A 24,030-nucleotide genomic window follows, 5' to 3' on the forward strand; every position below is an offset into this window, starting at 1 on the left:
TACTCGGGCCCGCACGTGGCCAGGGTATCCGGCCCGCGCCCCGGCCTGCGGTCGCATTCCGTATCCTGAGCGTTCGACCGCAAGGGGGGAGCAACCGCGTGGGCCGATTCCCGACCGTCGCGCGACGCGTCGCAGGGGCCCTGGCGGCCCCGTTCCGGGCGTTGCGCAAGCGCTGGCGGAGCTGGTCCCGGTGGCGCCGGGCGCTGCTGGTACTGGGCCTCGCCGCGGCCGTGCCGGTGGCCGCGCTCGGCTCGGCCTTCGTCGCGATCCGCTTGCACTACACCGGCGACCCGTCCGCCGAGGCCCGCACCCGCGGCCGGGACGCGCTCTGGCTCGGCCACGCCTGGGTGGACGGCCGCAAGAGCGAGGCCGACGTCGCCGCGCTGGTGCGGCAGCTGGCCGGCACCGGCATCCGCGACCTGTACGTGCACACCGGCCCGCTGGAACACGACGGCTCGCTGCCGCCCGCCGTCCACCCCCGGGGCCGCTGGTTCACCGACGCGGTGCACCGGGCGCTGCCGGACGTCCGGGTGCAGAGCTGGCTGGGCGACGAGGTCAAGCCGGAGAAGGACGCCCTGGACCTGGAGGACGCCCCCACCCGGGACCGGGTCACCGCCTCCGCCCGGCAGGTCCTGGACCTCGGCTTCGACGGCGTGCACTTCGACATGGAACCGATCCGGCCCGGCAGCGCGGGCTGGCTGGCCCTGCTCGACCAGGTCCGCCCGGTCACGGCCGAGCGCGGCGCCGCGCTCTCGGTGGCGGCCCCGCAGCTCGACCCGGTGCCCGGCCTGCACACCGCCGGGATCCTGCTCACCGACCACGGCAAGTGGTGGGACCAGGCGTACTTCACCGAGACCGCCCGCCGGGTCGACCAGGTCGCCGTGATGGCGTACGACACCAGCATGCCGACCGAGCCGCTGTACGGCGGCTACGTCGCCCTGCAGACCGAACTGGCGCTGGAGGCCACCCCGGCCGGGGTGGACCTGCTGATCGGCCTGCCGTTCTTCTGGGACGACCGGCACGGCCATCGGGGTGACGCCGAGACCGTGCCGGCCGCCGTCCGGGGCGTCCGGCTGGGCCTGGGCCGCCAGGACCCGGGGCGGCGGAACTTCGGCGTCGCGCTGTACGTGGACTTCGCCGCCACCCCGGAGCACTGGGCGGCGTACCGGCGCGGGTGGGTCGACGCCTGAGGCGTTCCGGCGGTGCGTGCGGGAACGGTGCGCGCGGGAACGGCGTATGCGGGAGCGGTGCGTGCGGGAAGGGTGTGCGCGGGAAGGGTGCGTCGTCGCGCCGCGTCGCCGTTCGGACACCGTCCGCGCCCGCCCCGGGCCATCTGACGCCCCGTCAGCCGAGGCGGTCCGGATATCCGCTGGATCGGGGCGGCACGCTCCCCCAGACTGTCCCGGTGCCCGGCCGCGGTGCGCATCAAAGCCCGTAGGCTGGGCAGGTAGGGACCATGGGGCGAGGCGTTCCATGGGTGACGAGAGGTTCGACAGTCGGCAGCCGACCGGTCGGCGCCCCGGCAGGCCAGCCGAGGCGGCGCGGGTTCGACCGCCGACCGGAGGGAGACGCTGGGTGATCGAGCTGGAAGATGTTCCCGAGTTGATCGACCCGGTGATGGTCTGCGCTTTCGAGGGCTGGAACGACGCGGGCGACGCCGCCTCCGCGGCCCTGGCACATCTGGACGACACCTGGGGCGGCAAGGTGATCGCCGCCCTGGACGCGGAGGACTACTACGACTTCCAGGTCAACCGGCCCACGGTCTGGCTGGACGGCGGCATCCGCCGGATCACCTGGCCGACCACCAGGCTCTCGGTGATCCGGGTGACCGAGCCGACCACCCGGGACGTCGTCCTGGTGCGCGGCATCGAGCCGAGCATGCGCTGGCGCTCGTTCTGCAACGAGCTGCTCGGCTTCGCGCACGAGCTCGGCATCGAGCTGGTGGTGATCCTGGGCGCGCTGCTCGGCGACACCCCGCACAGCCGCCCGGTGCCGGTCAGCGGGGTCACCTCCGACCCGGAGTTGGCCCGCCGGCTGGACCTGGAGGAGAGCCGCTACGAGGGCCCGACCGGCATCGTCGGGGTGCTCCAGGAGGCCTGCACGCACGCCGGGGTCCCGGCCGTGACGCTCTGGGCGGCCGTGCCGCACTACGTCGCGCAGCCGCCGAACCCCAAGGCGACACTGGCCCTGGTCAACAAGCTGGAGGACCTGCTGGACCTGCGCATCCCGCCGGGCGAGCTCGGCGAGGACGCCCGGGCCTGGCAGCTGGGCGTGGACCAGCTGGCCGCCGAGGACAGCGAGGTGGCCGAGTACGTCCAGCAGTTGGAGGAGGCGCAGGACACCGCGGAGCTGCCGGAGGCCTCCGGCGATGCGATCGCCCGCGAGTTCGAGCGCTACCTGCGCCGCCGGGAGAACGTCGGACCGACCGGCGAGAAGCCGGTCGCCGGGCACGCCACGGCGGAGCGGCCGGCCGAGCCGGAGTCCCCGGGCGCGGCCCGGGAGAGCCAGGACGGCGACGAGGAGTAGCCGCCGCCCCGGACAACGCCGAAGGGGCGTCAGGTGTGCTGACGCCCCTTCGGCGTGTTGGGGGGTGAGCCCTAGAGCGCGACGCCGAGCAGGGCGTCCACGGTGCGGCTGACCAGGCCCGGCGCACCCATGTCGGTGCCGCCCCCGGCCTCCTGCCGCTCGGCCCAGCGGTCGACGGCGGCCAGCGCGGCGGGCGCGTCCAGGTCGTCCGCGAGCGCCGTACGGACCTCGTCGAGCAGCTGCTCGGCGGCCGGGCCGTCCGGCCGGGAGACCGCGGCCCGCCAGCGGGCGAGGCGCTCGACGGCCTCGTCCAGGGTCGCCTTGGTCCACTCCCAGTCCTCGCGGTAGTGGTGCGAGAGCAGCGCCAGGCGGATCGCCGCCGGGTCGACGCCCTCGCGGCGCAGCGCCGAGACGAAGACCAGGTTGCCGCGGGACTTGGACATCTTGTGGCCGTCCAGGCCGACCATGCCGGCGTGCACGTACGCCTTGGCGTACGGGTGGGCGCCGGTGGCGACCTGGGCGTGCGAGGCGCCCATCTCGTGGTGCGGGAAGGAGAGGTCGCTGCCGCCGCCCTGGATGTCGAAGGACATGCCGAGGTACTGCAGTGCGATGGCGACGCACTCGATGTGCCAGCCGGGGCGGCCGTGGCCGAGTTCGGTCTCCCAGGCGGGCTCGCCCGGGCGGGCGGCGAGCCAGAGCAGGGCGTCCAGCGGGTGGCGCTTGCCCGGGCGGTCCGGGTCTCCGCCGCGCTCGGCGAAGACCGGGCGCATGGCCTCCTGGTCGAGGCCGGAGACCTGGCCGAAGCGGGGGTCGGACTCGACCGAGAAGTAGATGTCGCCGTCCACCTGGTAGGCGGCGCCGCTGGCGAGCAGCTTCTGGACCAGCGGGACGATCCACGGGATCGACTCGACGGCGCCGATGTAGTGGGCCGGCGGGAGCAGCCGCAGGGCGGTCATGTCCTCGCGGAACAGGGCCGTCTCGCGCTCGGCGAGGGCCACCCAGTCCTGACCGGTCTCGACCGCCCGGGCCAGCAGCGGGTCGTCCACGTCGGTGACGTTCTGGACGTACAGGACGTCGTGACCGGCGTCCTTCCACACGCGCTGCACCAGGTCGAAGGCGTTGTAGGTGGCGGCGTGGCCCATGTGGGTCGCGTCGTAGGGGGTGATGCCGCAGACGTAGATCCGGGCGGTGCCGTCCTGCGGCACGACCTCGCGGACCGTGCCCGCTGCGGTGTCGAAGATACGGAGGGGGAGCCCCTGACCAGGCAGGGCGGGAACCTCGGAGGCGGGCCAGGCATGCATGGAACCGACTTTAACCTTGAGAACATTTGAAAGCCTAACCAGTACACAAGATCGACTGGATTCGCTTCCTGTCATTGCCGGACCGCTTCCCGACTGATAAGGAACGGACCTTGACGGGACCGGCGTTGTTTCCGGCAGACGTGCGGCAGGCTTCGGGCAGGCTTTCGGACACGGTTGAGCGCCCGGTCGACCCTGCCGCCGACCGGGCGCCCGGCACCCCGGGGGACGCGGCCGGAGCCGCTACGACCGCTGCCAGAGGGCCGGCACGTTCGGCGGCTCCCAGCCCACCATGGCGGTGTGCGCCTGGAGGCAGAGGTAGGAGGCGCCGGAGTAGGTGACGCGGTCGCCCGCGTTGTACGAGGCCCCCGGCTTCCAGCTGCCGCTCGGCGGCGTGGGCGTTCCGGTGGGCGTTCCGGTGGGGGTTCCGGTCGGCGTGGCGGTGGGGGTCGGGCTCGGTGTGCCCGGGGTCTGCGGCACGTCCAGGACGAAGTCGTAACTGCCCTCACGGCCCGGGCCGTTCTGGCGGACGTTCATCAGCAGCCGGGCGTCGTAGATGGTGTCCGTGCTGTTGCGCGGCTCGCCGGGGAAGTAGAGCTGGGTGGTCAGCACCGGGCGGCCGGGCGCCTGGAGCTTGACGTGGAGGTGCCGGGTGCGGCCCGGGTAGAGGCCGGGGACGATCGTGTCCAGCTTGAAGGCGCCGTTCGCGTCGGTGAACTGGTGGCCGCGGAAGGTGAACCCGGTGTTGTCGTAGGCGCCGTTGTCGTCGGCCTGCCAGAAGTCCAGCAGGACGCCGGAGATCGGTCGGCAGGCGCGGCCGAAGACGTAGCCGCTGACGGTCAGCCGGGTGCCGGGGCCGTCGTTGACCATGGAGCTGCGCAGTGGGGAGTTGGGCTTGAAGTAGGGGCCCTCGGTCTGCTCGATGGTGGGGTCGTCGCCGTCGTGGCACTCGGGGGTGAGGCCGGGGGGCCGGCCGGTGCCGGCCTGCTCGCGGGCCAGCGCGACGCCGCCGCCGACCAGCAGCGGCGCGGCGCCGAGCGCGGCGGCGGCCTTCAGGACGGTCTTGCGGCTGATCATGCCGTCGGGCGTGGGCATGCGCCCTCTCCTTCGGGTGGGGGGTGGGGTGGATGTGGGGGACGGCCCTTGCCATGGTGGGGGCATGACAAGGGCCGAACCGGCCGCCCGTCCGCGCGCGCCGGACCGGCCACCGGTGGCCACCTGCAAAGTTACGGGCAGTCCGGGGCCGCCGCGATGGACGCGATCCGGGGATCGTGGTGATTTCCGTCGACCCGGGCCCGGAACTCCCCCGGCGTCATCCCGGTCTCCCGCCGGAAGAAGCGGCAGAAGTAGGCCGGATCGGCGAAGCCCGCCTCCTTCGAGACCTGACGAATCGTCAAATCCGTGCAGGCCAGCAGCCGTTTGGCCTCCAGGGTCTGCTGCCGCCGGATCAGCCCGCCCGGGGTGCGACCGGTCGCCTGCTTGACCAGGGTCTGCAAGTGGCCCGGCGAGACGCCGAGTTCCTGCGCACTGGACGCCACCGAGTACCGCACCCCGCCCGGGCCGGCGATCAACCGGGTGAAGGCGGAGGCCACTTCGGTCGGTCGGCCGGGCGGCGCCGGCCGCTCCCCCGGCCGGCCGGCGCGCAGCGCCCGGACGATCAGGATGTGCAGGCTGGCCCGCAGCACGCCCTGGTAGCCGGGCTGCCTGGAGCAGTACTCGTGTTCCATGTCGGCGAGCAACGCGCCGATCGGCCCGGCCTGTTCGCCGAGCCCGAGCGCGGGGCGGGTGGCCAGGGTGCGCAGCGCGGCGAGGTCCTGCGGGTTCCGGAGCAGGAAGTCCTCGTTGAACAGGACGACCTGGCCGGTGAGTTCGTCCGCGTCCGACCAGTAGTGCACCTGGCCGGGTGTGATCACGCACAACTGCGGTGGCGCCAGCGGCCGGTGGACCAGGTCCAGGACGTGGGCGCCGCGGCCGCCGGTGACGTGGACGATCTCGTAGAACGAGTGCCGGTGCGGGAAGCCCGCCCGGGACAGCGGGCCGATCGTGTCGAAGCTCCCGATGGCGAACGGGAGCAGGTGCGGCAGCGGGACCTGTAGCCGGTGCAGCGGCAGGTCCGGCGTGGTGCGGGGGGTGGGGGTGGTCCGTAACGCGTCCATCGGAGCAGTGTGCTGCCGGTTCGCGGACAGGTCCAGACCATCAGCTCGGCCCGAGCCGATCCGTACCCCTAGACCGGCGGCCAGGGGATCGAGGGCCAGTCCTCGGAGGGCAGCGGGTGCCGGCCGGTGCGGCGCAGCCCGGCCACCCGGGCGCGGGTCGCCTCCAGTTCGGCGGCGGTCAGGTGCGGGGCGAGGCGCGCGGCCAGCTCGCCGTCCAGCCGCTCGGCGAGCCGGGTCAGCACCTCCAGCGCCTCGGCGGGCAGCGGCTCGCCGGCCCAGCCCCAGAGCAGGGTGCGCAGCTTGCCCTCGGTGTTGAAGGTGACGCCGTGGTCGATGCCGTAGACCCGGCCGTCGGCGGCCGGGATCAGGTGGCCGCCCTTGCGGTCGGCGTTGTTGAGCACCGCGTCCAGCACGGCGAGCCGGCGCAGCCGCTGGTCGTCGTGGTGCACCAGCAGCGCGGTGCGTCCCCCGCCGACCTCGGCCCGCACGATCGGCAGCCAGCCGTGCTCCGGGCCGCGCGGGTCCTGGAGGGCCAGCAGCGGCTCGGCCTGCGGATCCGGCTCGACCCACAGCTGCACCATGCCGGGCCCGTGCGGCCCGTCGCGCAGCACGGTCGGCGGCACCAGCGCCCACCCGGTCGCGGCGGACACCTCGTACGCGGCGACCTCGCGCCCGGCCAGCGTGCCGTCCGGGAAGTCCCACAGCGGGCGCTCCCCGGCGACCGGCTTGTAGACGACCTGCGCGCTCAGCGAACCGTGCGTGGCGGTGCAGTACAGCGCGGCGTTGGACGCCTCGGTGAGGCGCCCGTGCACCGTCAACTCGCCCTCGCGCAGCAGCTCCAGCGCGGTGGGCACGTCGGCGGCGAGGGCGGCGGCGGCCGCCGGGTCCGCCTGGGGCGGGGTCTCGGTGTTCAGCGCCGGTAGCCGTTCGCGCGCGGGCACAGGTGGCCCTCCGGGTCGAGCGGCAGGTTGCAGAACGGGCAGGGCTTGCGGCCGGCCGAGACCAGGTCCAGCGCCCGCTTGGCGAACACCCGGGCCATCGCGCCGGACAGCCGCACCCGCAGCATGTCCGGACCGTTGTCGTCGTCCTCGAAGACCGCCGCGGCGCTGTCCTCGTCCTCGTCCTCCTCCACCTCGATCAGCGCCTGCGCCTCGACCACCAGGCAGCCGTCCACGCTGTCCCAGGCTAGGGCCATGGTGCCGACCCGGAACTCCTGCTCCAGCGGCAGGTCCAGCGGCGCGGTGTCGAGCAGGTCCTGCGGGGCGGCGGCCGGGATGGAGACGTCGCCGCCGCTGCGCCGCAGCGCCTCGTCCAGGACCTCGTCGATCCGCTCGGCGAGCGCCGCCACCTGGGTCTTCTCCAGCAGGACGCTGGTGATCCGGCCCCGGGCGCTGGCTTGCAGGTAGAACGCCCGGGCGCCGGGCTGGCCGACGGTGCCGGCCACGAACCGTTCGGGCTGGTCGTAGAAGAAGACCTGACGGGGCACGCTCTCGCTCCGGATCGTGTCGGTCGTGGGGATCACAGGGATCGTTCGGACGTCATGGCTCGGGCTGCCGTACGACGGCCCGGGCGCGGGCTCGCCACGCGGCGGGGCTCGTTAGTCACCCTACGACCTCCGGGCCTCCGCAGGGGAGCCGAGCCGCAGTGGCACCGGCCAGCTCAGGCGGTGCCGCCGGCCGCTGCGGGGCGGGGTGCGGCGGCTCTCCCGCCACGTGATGCGGCTCCGGGCCGGGTGGCGCCGGTCAGGCCGGGGTCGTACCAGGCGGGTCGGGCAGGTCGGGCAGGTCGGGCGGAGCGACCGTCTCAGGTGGTGCCGCCGACCACCGCGTCGCCCGCCGGGGCGGCCGGGGCCGCGCCGGGCCTGGGCGCGAGCGAGCCGAGGTCACCGGTGTCGCCCATCCTCAGGACGAAGGGGCGCTGCGGGGTGTAGCGGATCGCGGTGACCGAGCAGGGCTCGACGCTGATCCGCTGGAAGTGGTCCAGGTGCAGGCCGAGGGCGTCGGCCACCACCGCCTTGATCACGTCCCCGTGCGAGCAGGCGAGCCAGACCGCGTCCGCGCCGTGCTCGGCGGCGATCTTCTCGTTCCACTCCCGGACCGCGCCGACCGTCCGGTGGCTCAGCTCGCGCAACGACTCCCCGCCGGGGAAGGCCGCGGCGGCCGCGTGGTCCTGCACGGTGCGCCAGAGCGGTTCCTTGGCCAGCTCGGCCAGCGGCCGGCCGGTCCACTCGCCGTAGTGGCACTCGCCCAGCCGCTCGTCCTCGGCGGGCGGGCCCAGCTCGGGCCGGGCCGCCAGCAGCGGCTCCAGGGTCTGCCGACAGCGCTCCAGCGGGCTGCTGACGGCCTGCACCAGCGGGATCCCCGCGAGCCGGCCGGCCAGCGCGGCGGCCTGCGCGCGCCCGGTGTCGTCGAGGTCCACGCCGGGCGTCCAACCGGCCAGGATTCCGGCGGTGTTCGCGGTCGAGCGGCCGTGGCGGACGAGCAGCAGGGTGGGCATGGGGCTCAGCCTACGGCCTCCGGGCGCGGGCGTGGAGTGCCGGTGCGGGGTACGGGCATCGCGTGCGGGCACGGAGTGCGGGCGCGGGGTACGGGCATCGCGTGCGGGCACGGAGTGCGGGCGTGGGGTGCGGGCGTGAGGTGCGGGACCTCCTGAGCCGCCGCCGGCACCGGCCCGCGACGCCGTCCTGGCCCGGCTCCGCCCCGGGCACCCCGCCCCGGGCCACAATGGCCCGATGATCGTCCACTGCGCCAGCTACCACGACGGCCACCGGATCGAGGCCCCCGACGACCTCGCCGGCGCGCTCGCCGCCGCCCGCGCCGCCGGGCCCGGCGGCTTCGTCTGGATAGGCCTGTTCGAGCCCACCGCCGAGGAACTCGACCACGTCGGAAGGGAGTTCGCCCTGCACCCACTGGCCGTCGAGGACGCCGTCAGCGCCCACCAGCGCCCCAAGATCGAGCCGTACCAGGGCTCCCTGTTCGTCGCCCTCAAGACGCTCGGCTACCACCCCGGCGCCCACGCGGTGACCATCGGCGAGGTGATGGTCTTCCTCGGCGCGGACTTCGTGATGACCGTCCGGCACGGCGCCGACACCCCGCTCTCCGGCCTGCGGGCCCGGCTGGAGAAGCAGCCCGAACTGCTGCGCTACGGGCCCAGCTCGGTGCTGCACTCGGTCTGCGACACCATCGTCGACGGCTACATGGAGGTCGCCACCAGGCTCCAGTCCGACCTGGACGAACTGGAGGCGGACGTCTTCGCCCCCGGCCGGGTCGGCCGCGACACCGCCGGCCGGATCTACGGCTACAAGCGCCAGGTGATGACCGTCCGCCGCGCCACCGGCCCGCTGCTGGAACCGACGCTGCGCCTGGCCCGCGGCGGCGAACCGTACATCCGCCCGGAGACCCTGCCCTACCTGCGGGACGTCGCCGACCACCTGGCCCGGGTGACCGACCAGGTCGAGGGCATGGACCGGCTGCTGTCCGACATCCTCAACGCCAACCTGGCGCAGGTCAGCGTGCAGCAGAACAACGACATGCGGAAGATCTCGGCCTGGGCGGCGCTGGCCGCCGTGCCGACGATGATCGCGGGCGTCTACGGGATGAACTTCGAGGACATGCCCGAACTGCACCAGCCCTGGGGATACCCGGCGGTGCTGTCGCTGATGGCCGCGGTCTGCATAGTGCTGCACCGGGTGTTCAAGCGGCACGACTGGCTGTAGTGCCGCTCGACGGCCCCCCCGGCGGCTACGCGAGGCCGGCGCGCTCCAGCGCCTCGACGCCGGTGCGCAGCGCCTGGATCCGCTCGTCCAGGGTGAAGCCGGACGGGGCCGGATTCGTTTATCCGCTAGAGCGTAGACCAACCGCTCATGGTTCCACCCGGCGGGCGTACACCCCGTCGCCGAGCAGTGAGAACCCGTGCCCTTCCCAGGCCCGCCTGAGTTTGGTGATGGCCTCCTCGTCCGGCCGCCGCACCTCCGGGTCATCGGAGTCGTAGCTGCACGGCTCATCCGGCCCGTGGTCGTGGATCGGGGCCGGATAGCAGACGGCCAGCGCGCCGGGTACGGCGAACCGGCGCAGCGCCTCGACAGTCAGGCGCATCCCGACGCCTCTCCCCCTCCATTCGGCCGACACCTCGACGGACTCCAGTAGGAGCAGCAGCGAGGGGCGCAGCTCGGCGACCACCGGGGTCAGCCCGCCGTCCTCGGTGAAGATCACACGCGGGATGCGGTCGAGAAGGCCGGGGTCCTGCCCGAGGGCCTCCCGGGAATTCGACGCGGCTCCGGGGATGACGCGGGTGATGTCGGCAGTGCCGAAGACCTTGCCCCCGTTCTCGTAGAAACTGGCCCGCCAACGGTCCGCCTTCGCCGACCAGTCGACATCGGCGAAGTGGCGCGACTCGTACGAGATGACGAGACGATCGGCCATCGGTGCTCTCCCTTGCAAGTGAGGGCAGGCCCCTCGCCAGCACGCGCGAGGGGCCTGCCAGTGTGTCAGGTGTCTTTACTGAGACGGCGGGGTGGGCTGCGGCTCCGGGGCGGGCTTGCCCGCGTGCTTCGGCGGGGGCTTCTCGTTGCCCTTGTGCTTGGACACGATGATCTCGATGCGCATGGCTGACCTCTCCTACTCGGCGGGAACGGTGGCGGCGTAGTCGGGCCCGGGCGGCAACTCCGGCGGCCGCTCGGGCGGGATGTAGCGCATACTGATGCCTCCTCGCGCTGGGGCCCGGTCGCCGGAAGGCGCCCGGGTCGATCGGTGTTGCGGAGCCCGCTCCGACCGGTCGAGCTGTCCAGGTCCACCGGTCGGGGCGGGAGCTCGGGCCCATCCGTGTGCCACGGGGGAACGGCGCACGGACGGGAGTCTCAGCAGGTCAGCAGCCAGCCCAAGGCGGTCATGCAGAGCATCCCGGCCACTACGTAGGCCCAGACCTCCGCCAAGGTCGTGCGACCGGCACGGGCCTGTTCGGCGGCTTCGCGGTACTCGGCCATCTGGTCATCGGCCATGATCTTGCCCAGGTCGGCGGCCGTGACCTGGTAGGCATCACGCTGGGGATGCGCGTCCCAGGAGCCCACGCGGGGCCGGTCCGGGCGGCTCACGTGCGCATCCAGGTCGGCAGGGAGTTGATCAGGTGCGTTCGCTCCCGCAGCCGGGTCAGCGTCTCCGACTCGGCGGGCTCCAGCGGCGGAGCGTCGGCATCGTCCTGCTCGGTCTCGCTTGCCCCGTCGGGTTCTTCGCCGCTCACGACGCGAGCAGCTTCCGCACGTGTTCCGGAACCTCCGCCCGGTCCGGCAGGCCCAGCTCGGTGAGCTGGGCCTGCATCGGCCCCGTCAGCTCCCCGCGCAGCAGACAGCCGGAGCACCAGGCGTGGGCCGCCACGTGCTTGGCGAACGCCTCGGCCTGCGGCAGGTTCATCCGGACTTGTACGAGCGCGCCCCGCTCACTGGCCATCGGGAGCACCGATACGTCCGGGAGGCCCGCCAGCCGCGCCGCCAGCTCGACGGCGTCGGCCGCACGCTCCGCCTTGACGCGGTTGGCCTGCGCCAACTCCTGTAGTTCTGCCGCATCTTCCACGTCCGGACGCTCCCGCCTGCTCGTGTGTGGCTTCCTGCACCCCGAAGGTAGGAAGTGCCGGAGCCCAACCGCTACGCGATTGCACGGCATTGCAGATTGTCACCCCAGAGCGGCAATGGCCTCAGTGATCAGCGCCCGCGCCTGCGCCCCGTAGACAGCCATCTTGGACATGTCCTGAAACGCCTTGGCGTACGTACTGATCTCGCCAGGGGCCGTCACAACTACGCGGGCGGACAACAGCTCTACCTGCACCCGCGTGTCATCGAAGATCGAGAAGGACTCGACGGGCCACATCCTCCGGCGACCCTTGAACGGCACCACGCCGAGAGAGACGTTGGGGAGGGACATCACGGTCAACAGGTAGCCGAGCTGTCCGGCCATCCCCTCATCGTCGGCAAGCAGGTGATGCAATACGCCTTCCTCGACCAACAAGGCGAACCGGCGGTTCCCCTCGCGGATCACGTTGGACCGCGCCATACGGGCCGCCACGGCTTCGGGCACGTCGTTGGGAATGCCCCGGAACTCCGTGATGGCTTCGAGTAGCCCCGTGGCGTAGGCGGGCGTCTGGAGCAGGCCGGGGACCACGGAGGAGCAGTAGATGCGCATGTGGCGTGTCCGCTCGAACAGCGGGGTGATCGCTTCCTGAGTCTGCCGCAGCCCCGTTCGGTGGATGCGCCTCCACTCGGTGTACATCGAGTCAGCCGACCGAGAGGCAGCGATCAGGTCGGCAGCCTGCTCAGGAACTCCGCACGCGTCGCACCATGCCCGGATATCGGCATCCGAGGGCATGGTGCGGGCGTTCTCGATCCGAGAGGACTTGGACGGGTGCCAGCCGCAGCGCTGAGCAAGTTCAAGGCCGGACAGCTCCGCATCCCTGCGGATGACTCCCAGGCGGTCGGCAATGGCCTTCCGCGCCTCTTGGTCACTGGAGAGCGGTGAAGCGGGCATCAGCGGTGCTCAGGGCCTCTCAGACCGCGTAATCGGCGTGCGGGCTGCCACGCTCCCAGACGGCTTCGAACGCGGAGGCACACAGCTCTGCAATGGCAGGGTCCTCGGTGTACTCAGGTGTAGCCGACGCGCCCTCACCGGTGAAATGGTTGAAGCGCACCAACCGGCCGTCGAACAGCCAGAAGTCGTTGCCCGGCAGGGCCAGCGAAGACGCCAACCAGTGGGGCATCCATCGGACTTGCTCACCAGCGCCCACGATCACCGAGGTGCCAGCGTGCTCATATCGGATGTACTCCGAGACGGGCTCGGAGACGACCCGGGCACGGCGGACGACCATGCCCCGGCTGACCGCGTCCTGGATCAGCTCCACCCACGACCGCCAGTGGTCCGACTCGGGGTCCACGTTCCGGGTGCCGGTCTCACGCCATGCCTTGAGCGCTTCCGACTCGCGGGTGATCCCGTAGCTGTCCCTCAGCCCAAGATGTACCGCTGACGTCTTCGCCGCCCTCAGCAAGTCGGCGGCGGTGGGCACGCTCTGCGACATCACAAGCCTCTCGGATCATCGGCACCATGCGGAACGGGACACGGAAGACGCCCTCACCCTCGGGGCATCCGGACGAGTGGCCGGGGATCTGGGTCTGAGCACAGGTCGCCACGGTCTCGGCGTCAGCCAAGTACGACTGGAACACCAGGTCTTCCGCTTTCTCGTCCACCCACACGGTAGGGCGCTCGTCCGTGTCCGTGTTGGGATCAATACCAATGAACGTTAGCTCCATGGTCTCCGCCCCTGTCGAGTCAGTTGCACTGGCGTGCACGACCATCACCCGTCGTAGTGATGGGCGTCAAGGGTGCCGTCTCGCGTGGTGCGCCCCTTTCAGCACTCACCCCCTCGTCGCCTACTTCAACGAAAGGGCCTGCACACTTCTCGTAGCCCGAAACGAGTTGAGGCGGTCTCAAGAACCAGCAGGATGCCGGAGCCCATGGACCCCAGGGGCCGGGGCGGTTCGCGCGGCGCTGTGTGCGAACCCGGCCCCCAGGGGTGCCCGCCGTCAGGCCAGGCCGGCGCGCTCCAGCGCCTCGACGCCGGTGCGCAGCGCCTGGATCCGCTCGTCCAGGGTGAAGCCGGACGGGGCCAGGGTGAGCGTGGTGACGCCCGCGTCGGCGTAGGCCTGCATCCGGTCGGCGATCCGGGCGGTGTCGCCGATCAGCGAGGTGGCGTCGATCAGGTCGTGCGGGACGGCGGCCGCGGCGCCCGCGTAGTCCTTGGCCAGGTACTTCTCCTGGATCTCGTCGGCGGCCTGCTCGTAGCCCATCCGCCGGGCGAGCTGGTTGTAGAAGTTCTTCTCCTTGCTGCCCATGCCGCCGATGTACAGCGCGGCGTAGGAGCGCTGGGAGTCGACGCCGGCCTTGATGTCCTCGCCGACCGCGATGGTGACGGTCGGGCACAGGTCGAAGCTGTCCAGGCCCTGCCCGGTCTTGGCGCGGCCGGCCTTCAGCGGGTCGAGGGAGAGCGCGGCGTGCTCGGGCGAGAAGAAGATGCCGAGCCAGCCGTCGGCGATCTCGCCGGTCTGCTCCAGGTTCTTCGGGCCGATCGCGGCGATGTACAGCGGGATGTGCTCGCGCACCGGGTGCACGGTGAGCTTGATCGGCTTGCCGGGGCCGCCGGGCAGCGGCAGCGTCCAGTTCGCGCCCTCGTGGACCAGCCGCTCGCGCGACATCGCCTTGCGGATGATCTCCACGTACTCGCGGGTGCGGGCGAGCGGCTTGTCGAACTTCACCCCGTACCAGCCCTCGGAGACCTGCGGGCCGGAGACGCCGAGGCCGAGCCGGAAGCGACCGCCGGACAGGGTGTCCAGGGTCGCCGCGGTCATCGCGGTCATCGCCGGGGTGCGGGCGGGGATCTGGAAGATGGCCGAACCGACGTCAATCCGCTCGGTCTTCGCGGCGACGAAGCTCAGCACCGTCGCGGCGTCCGAGCCGTACGCCTCGGCCGCCCAGCACACCGAGTAGCCGAGCCGGTCCGCCTCCTGGGCCACGGCGATGTTGTCGGCGTCCATGCCGAGACCCCAGTAGCCGAGGTTGATTCCGAGTCGCATGTGCCGAACCTTCCAGTCGGTGAGGGTTGGTGGCGAGGGTAGCCGCGCACTCGCCGGTCATGCTACTGACCGGTAGTGGTGGTCTGGGTCACACCCGCCGCCACCCGGGCCCAGTGATCGTTCTGCGGGTCGCCACCCCTGCCCGGACACCGGCCGCTACGCTCAGCCGACGTGGGGAGCGCTCTCCCCACCTGCGCGTTCTCAGGGCTACCGGGGCGCCCGGTGCCACCGGCCAGTGGAGGGCCCGTCCGATGGAAAAACGTCACCTCGGCCGTACCGGCCTCCAGGTCTCCCGGCTCGGCCTCGGCACCATGACCTGGGGCCGCGACACCGACGAACACGAGGCCGCCGAACAGCTCAAGGAGTTCGTCGACGCCGGCGGGACCCTGCTCGACACCGCCGACGTGTACGCCGACGGCGGCGCCGAGTACCTGATCTCCCGGCTCACCGACAGCCTCATCCCCCGCTCCGAACTCGTCATCGCCACCAAGGCCGGCAGCGTGCCGGAGTCCGCCCGCCGCTTCGACGGCTCCCGCGGCCACCTCCTCGCCGCCCTCGACGCCTCGCTGCGCCGGCTCGGCACCGACTACGTCGACCTGTGGCAGGTCCACTCCTTCGACCCCATGACGCCCGTCGAGGAGACGCTCAGCGCCCTCGACATCGCCGTCTCCTCCGGGCGCGCCCGGTACGTCGGGGTCTGCGACTTCAGCGGCTGGCAGCTCGCCAAGGCCGCCACCTGGCAGCGCGCCCACCACGGGCGCACGCCGCTGGCCGGGGCCCAGCTGGAGTACTCGCTGCTCCAGCGCGGCATCGAGCGCGAGGCGCTCCCCGCCGCGGCGGACGCCGGGGTCGGGCTGCTCGCCTCCTCGCCGCTCGGGCGCGGGGTGCTCACCGGCAAGTACCGGCACGGCGTCCCGCAGGACTCGCGCGGCGCCTCGCCGTACCTGTCCGGGTTCGTCCAGCCGTACCTCGGGGAGCGCTCCCGGCGGATCGTCGACGCCGTCGCCACGGCCGCCGACGGCCTCGCCAGCAGCCCACTCGCGGTCGCCCTCGCCTGGGTCCGGGACCGGCCCGGAGTGGCGAGCGCGCTGGTCGGGGCCCGTACGGTGGCACAGCTGCAGGCGGCGCTGTCGGTGGAGGCGCTTACGCTTCCGGGTGAGATCCGTGGTGCGCTGGACGACATCTCGTCGCCGGTGCACCGCTACCCGGACCAGGGGTGGAGCGAGCTGTAGCCCCCCTCGTCCAGCTGAAAACGCAGTGGAGTGACTCTTGGAGCGGACGATGAGTGACACGGAGAACGGCGCTCCGGAGGAGACCTCGGCAGTCTCGGTGAGCCCGGCGGAGTCGGCCGGTCCGACGGAGAAGGCGAGCCCCGTGGAGACGGCGAGCCCGGCGGAGAAGGCGGCGGCGATCGCCGAGCTGGCGCAGCGGATCCGCAGCGTCGGCCCGCAGGCCGCACCGCCGGAGGGCGAGGGCCGGCCCGCGGCTCCCGAGGGCGCCATGGACGTCAAGGACGCCAAGGCTTCGGCCTCCGCGCAGCCCGACCAGCAGCGCGCGCAGGCGCTCAAGGACACCGCCGAGGTGCTGGCCGCCGGGGGCGCCCCGGCCGATCTCGCCGCCGCCGCGGTGGCCGAGTTCGGCGACGGCGCCGCCGAACAGCTGCGCTCCGACCCGTGGGCCGTGCTGTCCCTGCCCGGCGTCCGCCCCGAGCACGCGGACGGCTTCGCCCGCGGCCTGCTCGGCCCCGCCGCCGGCCCCGGCGACCCGCGCCGCGCCCAGGCGCTGGTGCCGTGGCTGCTGGAGCAGGCGGCGCTGCGCGGCCACTCCGCCGTCGAGGTCGCCGAGATCGCGGCCGGGCTCGACCGGCACGGGCTGCCGGACTCGGCCGCGGCGATCCAGGCCGCCGTCCTGGACGGGCGCGCGATGCCGTTCCAGGAGGAGCTGACCGGTCCCGAGGCGCACGCGGCGGGCGGCGACGAGGACGAGGAGCCGCCGACCCGGACGCTGCTCGCCCTGGAACGGCTCGCGCTGGCCGAGGAGAGCCTCGCGGACGGACTGGTCCGGCTGATGTCGACCTTCGTGCCGGGCGAGGACCCGGAGCCGGGCGACGAGGACGCGGCAGAGGACGCCGGGACGGCGGAGGACTCCGAGTCCGCGGCCGACTCCGAGACGGCCTCCGGTTCCGAGACGGGCTCCGACTCAAGCGCGGCCCCCGCGGAGCCCACGGCGGAGGACGCTCCGCAGGCCCCCGCCGCGCCCGGCCCGGCCGCGTGGGCGGCTGCCGGCGAGGTCGCGCCGTCCTCCTCCGCGACCGCCCTGATCCAGGCCGTCGCCGACAGCGCCCTGGTGCTGCACACCGGCGGCGAGGCCGCCCGCGCCGAACCCGCCGCGCTGCTGGCCGCCGCCGGCGGCCTCGGACTGCGGACCTGGGCCGCCACCTGGACCGACCAGGGCCGGGAGTCCTTCGCCGCGCTCACCGACACCCCGGCCGCCGTGATCACCCTCGCCGACCTGCTCTCCGGCGCCGCCGGGCCGGGCCGCGCCTCCGACGGCACGCTCGCCCTGGACGTCCTGGTCGTCCTCGACGCCCCGCTGCTGGACGTCGAACTGGCCGCCACCGTCCTGGAGTCGCTCGCCGACGGCACCCGGCTGGTGCTCAGCGGCGACCCCGGCCAGCTCTGGTCGGCCGGCCCCGGCCGGTTCTTCGCCGACCTGCTGGCCGCCAAGGTCTGCCCGGCGGTCGCCTCCCGCACCCCTGACTTCGGCCCGATCGGCGAGCTGGTCTCCGGCGTCGGCATCGGCGAGCTCCAGCCCGTCGAGGCGCCGGACAAGGAGGTGGTCATCCTGACCGCGAAGGACGGCGGCGAAGCCGTCCACCGCGCCCTCCAACTGCTCACCGACTCCATCCCGCGCGCCCTCGGCATCCCCGCCGAGCAGGTGGTGCTGCTGACCCCGGGACACGGCGGCCCGGCGGGCACCCGGGCGCTGAACGCCGCCGCGAAGGCCCGGCTCAACCCGGGGCCCGGCCGGTTCGGCGGCTTCGACCCGGGCGACCGGGTGGTCGACTCCCCGGCCCCCGGCGTCACCCGCCCGGCCCGGGTGCTGGACGGCGACGCCACCGGCCTGCACCTGGCGTACGCGGACGGCTCGCGCCGGACCGTCCCGCCCGCCCAGGCCGGCCGGCTGCGGCACGGCTGGGCGCTGACCGTCCACCAGGCACTCGGCCGCCGCTGGCCGGGCGCGGTCGTGGTGCTCCCGGAGGACGCCGGCCCGGCGCTCACCCGGCAGTGGGTCTACACCGCCTTCGGCCGCGGCGAGCGGCACCTGTCCGTGGTGCACGCGGCGGGCCCGGCGCTCGCCCAGGCCGTCACCGAGCGCCCGGCGCAGCCGCGCACCACCCGGCTGCGCGCGATCCTCGCCGAGAACGCCGCCTCGGCGTACTAGGAACGAAACGCGCGGAGGGCGGGCCCCCTACAGGTGGGGCCCGCCCTCCGGGTGTCTGCGCGACGAACGGTTCAGTCGTCGGGGTCCTCGTCGTCGTAGACCTCGCTCACGTCGAACCGGCAGATCAGCATCTGCGGGTCGGCGTGCTCGAAGGGTTCCGGCAGCCACTCCCCCGGCTCGGTCGGCTCCGCCGCCGCGACCCAGAGCGTCGAGTCCGCCTCCTCCAGGCCGAACTCCTCGCTGCGGGCGGCGATCTCGTCCGGCTCGTACTCGCCGAACAGCACACCGATCGCCGCGTTCACCCCGCTGGTGCCGCCCCCGCCGGGGGTCAGCGACTCGTCGAGCCGCTCGGCCTGGGCGCGCAGCCGCTTGGGGTCGGCGACGTGGTAGTCGCGGCGGATCAGCACGCTGATCGCCTCCGGCTGTTCGGGGCCGTGGTAGCCGCCGGGACCCTCGTCCCCGGGGATCTCGAAGGGGGTGACCTCGTCGTAGACCTCGTAGAGGATCTGGTCGTAGGCGATGGCCGCCGTCGCGAGCTGCTCGTAGGCGGCGGTCACAGCGGGATCATCCGCTGCGCTGGGGCTCGACACCGCTTCCAGATGACGGTCGATGGCGGCCTTGACCGCCTCGGCGGCGGCGCGTACCTCGGCAATGGTTGGCTGCGCGGCATCAGACATGGTGCAGACGCTATCTCCCCGCGGTGTCGGTACGCACAGCGGTTGTCACCTACACCCGCGATTTCACCGCAACTTCCCCCCTGATGTCCGATCCGCGTGGTTCTGTCCCCGCGCATGCCCGGCGCGAAGGGCGTGCGACCGGGCCGCGCGGGGCCGATCGGGTGCCGCTTCGCGCGCCGGGATCGGGGTATCCCGTCCGGAGGAACAACGGAACTGATGCACTGTCAGACGGGCCGGCGAGCCCCGGCCGGTCCGGGGCGTCCCGCCGGGTCGGACGGACGGCCGGGAGGACGTCCGGAAATACCCGGGCCGACTGTCCGAGGCAGGTCGTAGGCTTGCGTGCAGGTGATCCTCAGGAGGAGCGTTTTGACCCCACCGAAGCCGGTCCGGCAACCGGAGTACGAGTACCAGTCGCTGCGCATGCCGCGCGGCACCACGCGCAATGCGGCACGCCAACTGCTCACCGAGCACGCCGAGTACGGGCACTGGGAGCTCGACCGGCTGAGGCTGTTCCCCGACGGGAGCCGGACGGTCCGGCTGAAGCGGCGGATCATCCGGCAGGTCCGGAGCTGGTGACGGGCGAGCATGCCTGAGCCCACCCGCCGCCGGGGGGATGGACGGGCGGGGCGCCTGGGCGGGGAAGATCCAGACGGGCGGCGGCCGGGTCGGGGGCTCCGGATCGGGGAACTTCGGGCCCGGGAACGCCGTCGCGGTGGCGATCTCACGCAGGGCTTTCGGGCCGGGGCTTCACGTCACGTCAGGCCTTGATGCGGGCTTTCACGCCGGGCCTCCGCTCGCCCGCGACCGCCCGTACCTCCAGGCGGCCGCGGGCGCGTCACACTCCGGCGTCGTACTCCGGCAGCGCCGCGGGGGGTGCGGCGCTGCCGGAGTGTGGCCTGCCGGTGGCTCAGCGGGCGCCGGCGCGGGCGCGGCGGTAGAGCACGCCGCCACCGAGCAGCAGGGCGAGGCCGGCGGCGCCGAGCAGTTCGACGTCACCGGCGCCGGTGGAGGCCAGCTGGCTGCCGGCGGCGCCGCTCGGCGCGGAGGCGACGGCCGGGGCTGCGGTGCGGGCCGCGACCTGGGCGACCTGGCCGCTCGCGGCCGGGGCGACGGCGGGGGCCGAGTGTGCGCCGGCCTCGGGGGTGGTGGACGGGCCGCCGTTGCGCGGGTAGCCCGGAGTCTCCCCGCCGGCCTGCGGCGGGACGGACGGGCTGTGCTTCTCGGGGCAGTCGTCCGCCGGCTTCGGGGTCGGGGCGGGCTGCGCGACGTTGGCGCAGTCGTTGCCGAAGGCCGGGTTCCCGACACCGACCACGTCGACGGAGTTGCCGCAGGCGTTGACCGGGACGTGCACGGGGGCCTGGATGCTGTTGCCGGAGACCACGCCGGGCGAGTTGGCGGCGACGCCGGAGGCGGACGTGCCCGAGACGGAGGAGCCCTGGCCGGAGCCGCCACTGGCCCCCGGGCCGGCGTGGGAGCCCGAACCGGTGTGGGCGCCGGAGCCCGCGTGGGATCCGCCCGGCTTGGCGGCCTCGGGGTGGCCGCTGACGTTGGCGCAGTGGTTCCCGTAGGACGGGTTCAGCACGCCGATCACGTCGACGGTGTTGCCGCAGGCGTTGATCGGCACCTCGACCGGCACCTGCACCGAGTTCCCGGAGGCGACACCCGCCGATCCGGCGGCACCTCCCTGGGCCTCGGCGCCCGCGTAGGCGTAGCCGGCGGTCGAGGCCAGGACACTGCCGGTGGCCACGACCGTGAGGATCCCCTTCTTGGCTACATTCCTCATCTTTTCCCCTGACGTATCGAGAACGACGTGACGACCTTGACGTAAATACCGTCCGAAAGTCGGAATTTCCGCATATGCGGATATCCGGAAAGGTCTTCGACTGCACAGGAGTTAACGAGAGAACGGCGGGGAAGTTGAGCCGAACGAACCAACTTCACCCGATCGAGCGATTGCCCCCTTGTTTACCTCTCCACACCCAGCTCCCCGCACCCGGTTCCCCGCGCTCCGCATGCAAGCGGCCCCCGGGCGGCGCGTCCGCCGCCCGGGGGCCGAATGAGTCGGCTCAACGAGCCTCAGCAGCTCGGAGCGTGACTCAGAAGTTGGCGCAGTGGTTGCCGAACGCCGGGTTCAGCACACCGATCACGCTGACGGTGTTGCCGCACAGGTTGACCGGGACGTGCACCGGGATCTGCACCTGGTTGCCGGCGACGACACCCGGGGAGCCGGCGGCCACACCCTCCGCGCCGGCACCGCCGTGAGCGGACGCGACACCGGCGGCGGCGATCACCAGGCCACCGGTGGCGGCGGCAACAGCGGCGATCTTCTTGACCTTCATCATTCCTCCTGTATGGACAACGCAACCCGTTCGGCGGGTTGCACAGGGATGAACGAGGGTGTGGCAAACGGGGTACGGAACAGATTTGCCATTCACTCGCAACGGTGACAGTCCGTACATACGTTCGATCCGCATTTCCTTGCAGGATCGTTTCTGTTGATCTCCTTCGCCCTGTCCCAAATCATTAGCTCGGACAATGCGGACGGCCCGCCCCCGGCACTCCGGGAACGGGCCGTCCACCCAAGGTGCTCAGCAGGCGTCGAGGAACCGGTCCAGCACCCGGACGCCGAACTTCAGCCCGTCCACCGGCACCCGCTCGTCCACGCCGTGGAACATCCCGGCGAAGTCCAGCTCCGGTGGCAGCTGCAGCGGCGCGAAGCCGAAGCAGCGGATCCCGAGGTCCTGGAACGACTTGGCGTCCGTCCCGCCCGACAGGCAGTACGGCACCGCGCGGGCGATCGGGTCCTCCGCCCGCAGCGCCGTCTGCATCGCCTCGACCAGCGCGCCGTCGAAGGTGGTCTCGACCGCCTTGTCCGAGTGCAGGCTCTCCCGCTTCACGCGCGGGCCCAGCACGCTGTCCAGCTCCGCCAGGAACTCCTCCTCGTAGCCGGGAAGGAAGCGCCCGTCCACGTGCGCGGTGGCCTGGCCGGGGATCACGTTCACCTTGTAGCCGGCGCCGAGCATGGTCGGCTGGGCGGTGTTGCGCAGCGTGGTGCCGATCATCTTGGCGATGCCGCCGAGCACCCGCAGGGTCTCGTCCATGTTCTCCGGGTCGAGCTCGACCCCGAGCGCGTCCGACAGCTCGTTCAGGAACGCCCGTACGGTCTTGGTGATCCGCAGCGGGAACTTGTGCCGGCCGAGCCGGGCGACCGCCTCGCACAGCTCGGTGATCGCGTTGTCGTCGTTCTCCATCGAACCGTGCCCGGCGCGGCCCTCGACCGTCAGGCGCATCCAGTGCATGCCCTTCTCGGCCGTCTCCACCAGGTACAGCCGCACCTGGTCGTTGACCGTGAAGGAGAAGCCGCCGACCTCGCCGATGCCCTCGGTCACGCCCTCGAACAGCTCCGGGTGCTTGTCCACCAGGAACCGAGCCCCGTACGTGCCACCGGCCTCCTCGTCCGCGACGAACGCCAGCACCAGGTCGCGCGGGGGCTTGCGGCCGGTGCGCAGCCGGTCGCGGACCACCGCGAGGGTCATCGCGTCCATGTCCTTCATGTCGACCGCGCCGCGCCCCCACACGCAGCCGTCCGCGATCTCGCCCCCGAACGGGTCGTACGTCCAGTCCGCGGCGTTGGCCGGCACCACGTCGGTGTGGCCGTGGATCAGCAGGCCCGGACGGGAACGGTCCTCGCCCTCGATCCGCACCACCGTCGAGGCCCGACCCTTGGCCGACTCGAAGATCTGCGGCTCCACCCCGAACTCCGCGAGCTGCTCGGCGACGTACTCCGCCGCCTTGCGCTCCCCCGGGCCGGAGCCGTCCCCGTAGTTGCTGGTGTCGATCCGGATCAGATCGCGACAGATCCCGGCGACCTCCGACTCAGCCGTCGCCCTCGGCCCCGCCGACTCGCTCCGCTCGCTCACGGTCACTCCTCGTCTTTGGCCCGCACCGACGCACCAGCGCGCCACCCCCAGGACCTGCACCCGGGCCGTACGAGCACGTACGCCCATCCTCCCCCAGCCCCCGACCCGGATCCACCCCCTGCGCGCCCCCGAAACCCCCTGGTCACGCCCCCGCCACACACTCCCCCTTGCCCCCGCCACCACCCCCGCACCCCGGCCCCGAACCGTTTTGGGACCCCAAGCCGATCTTTGCTACAGTTACATCTGTCAGCGCGGCCGACGAGAGAACGGAAGCCGCAAAGACAACACCCGGTCCGGGTGGCGGAATGGCAGACGCGCTAGCTTGAGGTGCTAGTGCCCTTTATCGGGCGTGGGGGTTCAAGTCCCCCCTCGGACACCAGCAAGACCCCTGTTGATTCAGGGGTCTTTTGCTTTTCCCGGCTATGGCATGACCAACCACGTGACCAACAGCCCAGCGAATCCCTGGTCAGGCCAGGGAGGACAGACCAATCCGGCTGGCGCTTGAGGCCGCCAGCTTCTTGCCCCCCTCGGCACGGCGCCTTCCGTAGCGCGCCATGGTGTAGCCCGGCGAGTGGTGCCGGGCGTTGGCAGAGACCTTCACCGCGTTCTCGCGGTTGTCGAGGTCGTTCGTGATCTCCGAGCCCCGCCAGTCGTGCAACCGAAAATTTTCGGGCAGGCGCAGTCGGTTCCGAGCCGTCCGCCACCGGGCGGGCACCTTCTCCGGGTCTTGCGGCCCTCCAGCCTCGCGGCCTCCGTGATGAGGTTCCCCCGAGGTGCGGAAGGTTGCCGGAGATGGCCTGATAGGTCATGAGAAGGGAGCCTTTGTGATGGCTGCTCAGATGAAGTACCCTGCACATCCCCGCCTCTACCTAAGTCAGCACCTCCCGCCCAGCCGGGGGAAGCTCAGAGAAGTACGTGCCGATTACATGGATGCGGCACACTTCTACGGTGGGAAGATCGTTCGGCTCCCCGGGCTAGACACGGTGAAGCCGGATCACACCTTTGATGAGAGCAAGCCCACGAAGGACATCCTCAAGGCCTCCGTGGACCGGCCTGCTTCCTGATCTCAAACCCTGACGGGCCCTCGCCTTCTCGGCGAGGGCCCACTTTCTTTGTTTTGGAGCCTCAGGACGTCCTCGCAGGCCTGACAGCGCTTGTCTCGTAGGTACGCCGGGCAACCAGGGCTCCCCAGGCCTCTCAGGCCGGTAATTGGGAGTGCTCCATGGACCCGGTGTCCTCACCACAGAGAGTCCGCAGAAGCGGGTCCTCGGGGGTGTCGGGACCCTGGCCGGCGGCGTGCACCAGAAGCACGGCCAGCTAATTTCCCTTTTCCTAGTCGAGCAAGTTCAGATTCACTACCGGGGTATTTGCAGTATCGAAGACTAGGGCAATAAACGCTGG

25 protein-coding genes and 1 tRNA gene are annotated in these 24,030 nt (G+C 72.4%); 8 read left to right on the top strand and 18 right to left on the bottom strand.

The features are described 5' to 3' along the window. The first annotated feature begins 98 nt into the window (after positions 1–98). On the top strand, positions 99–1,190 hold the full coding sequence (locus ABT015_RS08985; protein ID WP_350878001.1) for a hypothetical protein: 1,092 nt from the start codon (positions 99–101) through the stop codon (positions 1,188–1,190). Positions 1,191–1,575: 385 nt separating this feature from the next. Continuing rightward, positions 1,576–2,526, top strand: coding sequence for a PAC2 family protein (locus ABT015_RS08990; protein WP_350878002.1), 951 nt, complete (start codon positions 1,576–1,578; stop codon positions 2,524–2,526). Positions 2,527–2,597: 71 nt separating this feature from the next. Here ABT015_RS08990 and mshC read toward each other — a convergent pair whose 3' ends face one another. The 6 genes from mshC to ABT015_RS09020 all read right to left on the bottom strand — a co-directional run bounded on the left by mshC (position 2,598) and on the right by ABT015_RS09020 (position 8,476). Further along, the gene (mshC, locus tag ABT015_RS08995) at positions 2,598–3,827 is read right to left on the bottom strand and encodes a cysteine--1-D-myo-inosityl 2-amino-2-deoxy-alpha-D-glucopyranoside ligase (RefSeq protein WP_350878003.1); all 1,230 of its coding nucleotides are present in this window, start codon (positions 3,825–3,827) and stop codon (positions 2,598–2,600) included. A gap of 240 nt (positions 3,828–4,067) precedes the next feature. Next, positions 4,068–4,985, bottom strand: coding sequence for a dioxygenase family protein (locus tag ABT015_RS09000; RefSeq protein WP_502897277.1), 918 nt, complete (start codon positions 4,983–4,985; stop codon positions 4,068–4,070). Between the two features lie 65 nt (positions 4,986–5,050). Beyond that, a complete protein-coding gene (locus ABT015_RS09005; RefSeq protein WP_350878005.1) occupies positions 5,051–5,980 on the bottom strand; it encodes an AraC family transcriptional regulator in 930 nt (309 codons plus the stop codon). A gap of 68 nt (positions 5,981–6,048) precedes the next feature. Further along, the gene (locus ABT015_RS09010) at positions 6,049–6,834 is read right to left on the bottom strand and encodes an SCO1664 family protein (protein WP_350878053.1); all 786 of its coding nucleotides are present in this window, start codon (positions 6,832–6,834) and stop codon (positions 6,049–6,051) included. A gap of 56 nt (positions 6,835–6,890) precedes the next feature. Continuing rightward, entirely contained in the window at positions 6,891–7,466 is a 576-nt protein-coding gene (locus ABT015_RS09015) for a DUF3090 domain-containing protein (protein ID WP_350878006.1), read from the bottom strand. 317 nt (positions 7,467–7,783) lie between these two features. Beyond that, the gene (locus ABT015_RS09020; protein ID WP_350878007.1) at positions 7,784–8,476 is read right to left on the bottom strand and encodes a histidine phosphatase family protein; all 693 of its coding nucleotides are present in this window, start codon (positions 8,474–8,476) and stop codon (positions 7,784–7,786) included. A gap of 235 nt (positions 8,477–8,711) precedes the next feature. Between ABT015_RS09020 and ABT015_RS09025 the strand changes: the two genes are divergently transcribed. Next, entirely contained in the window at positions 8,712–9,695 is a 984-nt protein-coding gene (locus ABT015_RS09025; RefSeq protein ID WP_350878008.1) for a magnesium and cobalt transport protein CorA, read from the top strand. Positions 9,696–9,840: 145 nt separating this feature from the next. Here ABT015_RS09025 and ABT015_RS09030 read toward each other — a convergent pair whose 3' ends face one another. From ABT015_RS09030 to ABT015_RS09060, 7 genes are all read right to left on the bottom strand, one after another. Then, positions 9,841–10,401 carry a hypothetical protein gene (locus ABT015_RS09030; RefSeq protein WP_350878009.1) on the bottom strand — a complete coding sequence of 187 codons (561 nt, stop codon included), beginning with the start codon at positions 10,399–10,401 and terminating at the stop codon, positions 9,841–9,843. 434 nt (positions 10,402–10,835) lie between these two features. Next, a complete protein-coding gene (locus tag ABT015_RS09035) occupies positions 10,836–11,069 on the bottom strand; it encodes a hypothetical protein (protein ID WP_350878010.1) in 234 nt (77 codons plus the stop codon). After that, positions 11,066–11,215 (bottom strand): hypothetical protein, encoded by a 150-nt coding sequence (locus ABT015_RS09040; RefSeq protein WP_350878011.1) that lies wholly within the window; start codon positions 11,213–11,215, stop codon positions 11,066–11,068. The genes ABT015_RS09035 and ABT015_RS09040 overlap by 4 nt, the downstream gene beginning before the upstream one ends. Next, on the bottom strand, positions 11,212–11,544 hold the full coding sequence (locus tag ABT015_RS09045; protein ID WP_350878012.1) for a hypothetical protein: 333 nt from the start codon (positions 11,542–11,544) through the stop codon (positions 11,212–11,214). The genes ABT015_RS09040 and ABT015_RS09045 overlap by 4 nt, the downstream gene beginning before the upstream one ends. Positions 11,545–11,643: 99 nt before the next feature. Next, complete coding sequence (locus ABT015_RS09050; RefSeq protein ID WP_350878013.1) at positions 11,644–12,492, bottom strand: helix-turn-helix domain-containing protein; 849 nt, start codon at positions 12,490–12,492, stop codon at positions 11,644–11,646. A gap of 19 nt (positions 12,493–12,511) precedes the next feature. Next, complete coding sequence (locus ABT015_RS09055; protein ID WP_350878014.1) at positions 12,512–13,036, bottom strand: DUF6879 family protein; 525 nt, start codon at positions 13,034–13,036, stop codon at positions 12,512–12,514. A 505-nt stretch (positions 13,037–13,541) separates the two neighbouring features. Continuing rightward, complete coding sequence (locus tag ABT015_RS09060; protein ID WP_350878015.1) at positions 13,542–14,588, bottom strand: LLM class F420-dependent oxidoreductase; 1,047 nt, start codon at positions 14,586–14,588, stop codon at positions 13,542–13,544. Between the two features lie 251 nt (positions 14,589–14,839). Here ABT015_RS09060 and ABT015_RS09065 point away from each other — a divergent pair, with 251 nt between their 5' ends. Together ABT015_RS09065 and ABT015_RS09070 are read left to right on the top strand one after the other, a co-directional pair. Next, positions 14,840–15,820 (top strand): aldo/keto reductase, encoded by a 981-nt coding sequence (locus tag ABT015_RS09065; RefSeq protein WP_350878016.1) that lies wholly within the window; start codon positions 14,840–14,842, stop codon positions 15,818–15,820. Between the two features lie 49 nt (positions 15,821–15,869). Next, positions 15,870–18,032 carry a helix-hairpin-helix domain-containing protein gene (locus ABT015_RS09070; RefSeq protein ID WP_350878017.1) on the top strand — a complete coding sequence of 721 codons (2,163 nt, stop codon included), beginning with the start codon at positions 15,870–15,872 and terminating at the stop codon, positions 18,030–18,032. A 71-nt stretch (positions 18,033–18,103) separates the two neighbouring features. On the opposite strand, the gene ABT015_RS09075 is transcribed toward ABT015_RS09070, so the two are convergent. Further along, positions 18,104–18,709 carry a hypothetical protein gene (locus ABT015_RS09075; protein WP_350878018.1) on the bottom strand — a complete coding sequence of 202 codons (606 nt, stop codon included), beginning with the start codon at positions 18,707–18,709 and terminating at the stop codon, positions 18,104–18,106. Between the two features lie 366 nt (positions 18,710–19,075). Between ABT015_RS09075 and ABT015_RS09080 the strand changes: the two genes are divergently transcribed. Continuing rightward, positions 19,076–19,285, top strand: coding sequence for a DUF5703 family protein (locus tag ABT015_RS09080; RefSeq protein ID WP_033350848.1), 210 nt, complete (start codon positions 19,076–19,078; stop codon positions 19,283–19,285). A gap of 331 nt (positions 19,286–19,616) precedes the next feature. Here ABT015_RS09080 and ABT015_RS09085 read toward each other — a convergent pair whose 3' ends face one another. The 3 genes from ABT015_RS09085 to ABT015_RS09095 all read right to left on the bottom strand — a co-directional run bounded on the left by ABT015_RS09085 (position 19,617) and on the right by ABT015_RS09095 (position 22,629). After that, positions 19,617–20,456 carry a chaplin gene (locus tag ABT015_RS09085; RefSeq protein WP_350878019.1) on the bottom strand — a complete coding sequence of 280 codons (840 nt, stop codon included), beginning with the start codon at positions 20,454–20,456 and terminating at the stop codon, positions 19,617–19,619. A 349-nt stretch (positions 20,457–20,805) separates the two neighbouring features. Beyond that, positions 20,806–21,048 carry a chaplin gene (locus ABT015_RS09090; RefSeq protein WP_402448402.1) on the bottom strand — a complete coding sequence of 81 codons (243 nt, stop codon included), beginning with the start codon at positions 21,046–21,048 and terminating at the stop codon, positions 20,806–20,808. 249 nt (positions 21,049–21,297) lie between these two features. Beyond that, entirely contained in the window at positions 21,298–22,629 is a 1,332-nt protein-coding gene (locus tag ABT015_RS09095; RefSeq protein WP_350878021.1) for a M20/M25/M40 family metallo-hydrolase, read from the bottom strand. A 291-nt stretch (positions 22,630–22,920) separates the two neighbouring features. Here ABT015_RS09095 and ABT015_RS09100 point away from each other — a divergent pair. Continuing rightward, positions 22,921–23,008 (top strand) — tRNA-Leu (locus ABT015_RS09100). A gap of 87 nt (positions 23,009–23,095) precedes the next feature. Here ABT015_RS09100 and ABT015_RS09105 read toward each other — a convergent pair. Then, positions 23,096–23,287 carry a hypothetical protein gene (locus ABT015_RS09105; protein WP_350878022.1) on the bottom strand — a complete coding sequence of 64 codons (192 nt, stop codon included), beginning with the start codon at positions 23,285–23,287 and terminating at the stop codon, positions 23,096–23,098. Between the two features lie 115 nt (positions 23,288–23,402). Here ABT015_RS09105 and ABT015_RS09110 point away from each other — a divergent pair, with 115 nt between their 5' ends. After that, positions 23,403–23,693: a hypothetical protein gene (locus ABT015_RS09110; protein WP_350878023.1), complete on the top strand. Its 291-nt coding sequence runs from the start codon at positions 23,403–23,405 to the stop codon at positions 23,691–23,693. The last annotated feature ends 337 nt before the right edge of the window (positions 23,694–24,030 follow it).

This window comes from Kitasatospora sp. NPDC094016 (genome assembly GCF_040304045.1).
GTDB lineage: Bacteria > Actinomycetota > Actinomycetes > Streptomycetales > Streptomycetaceae > Kitasatospora.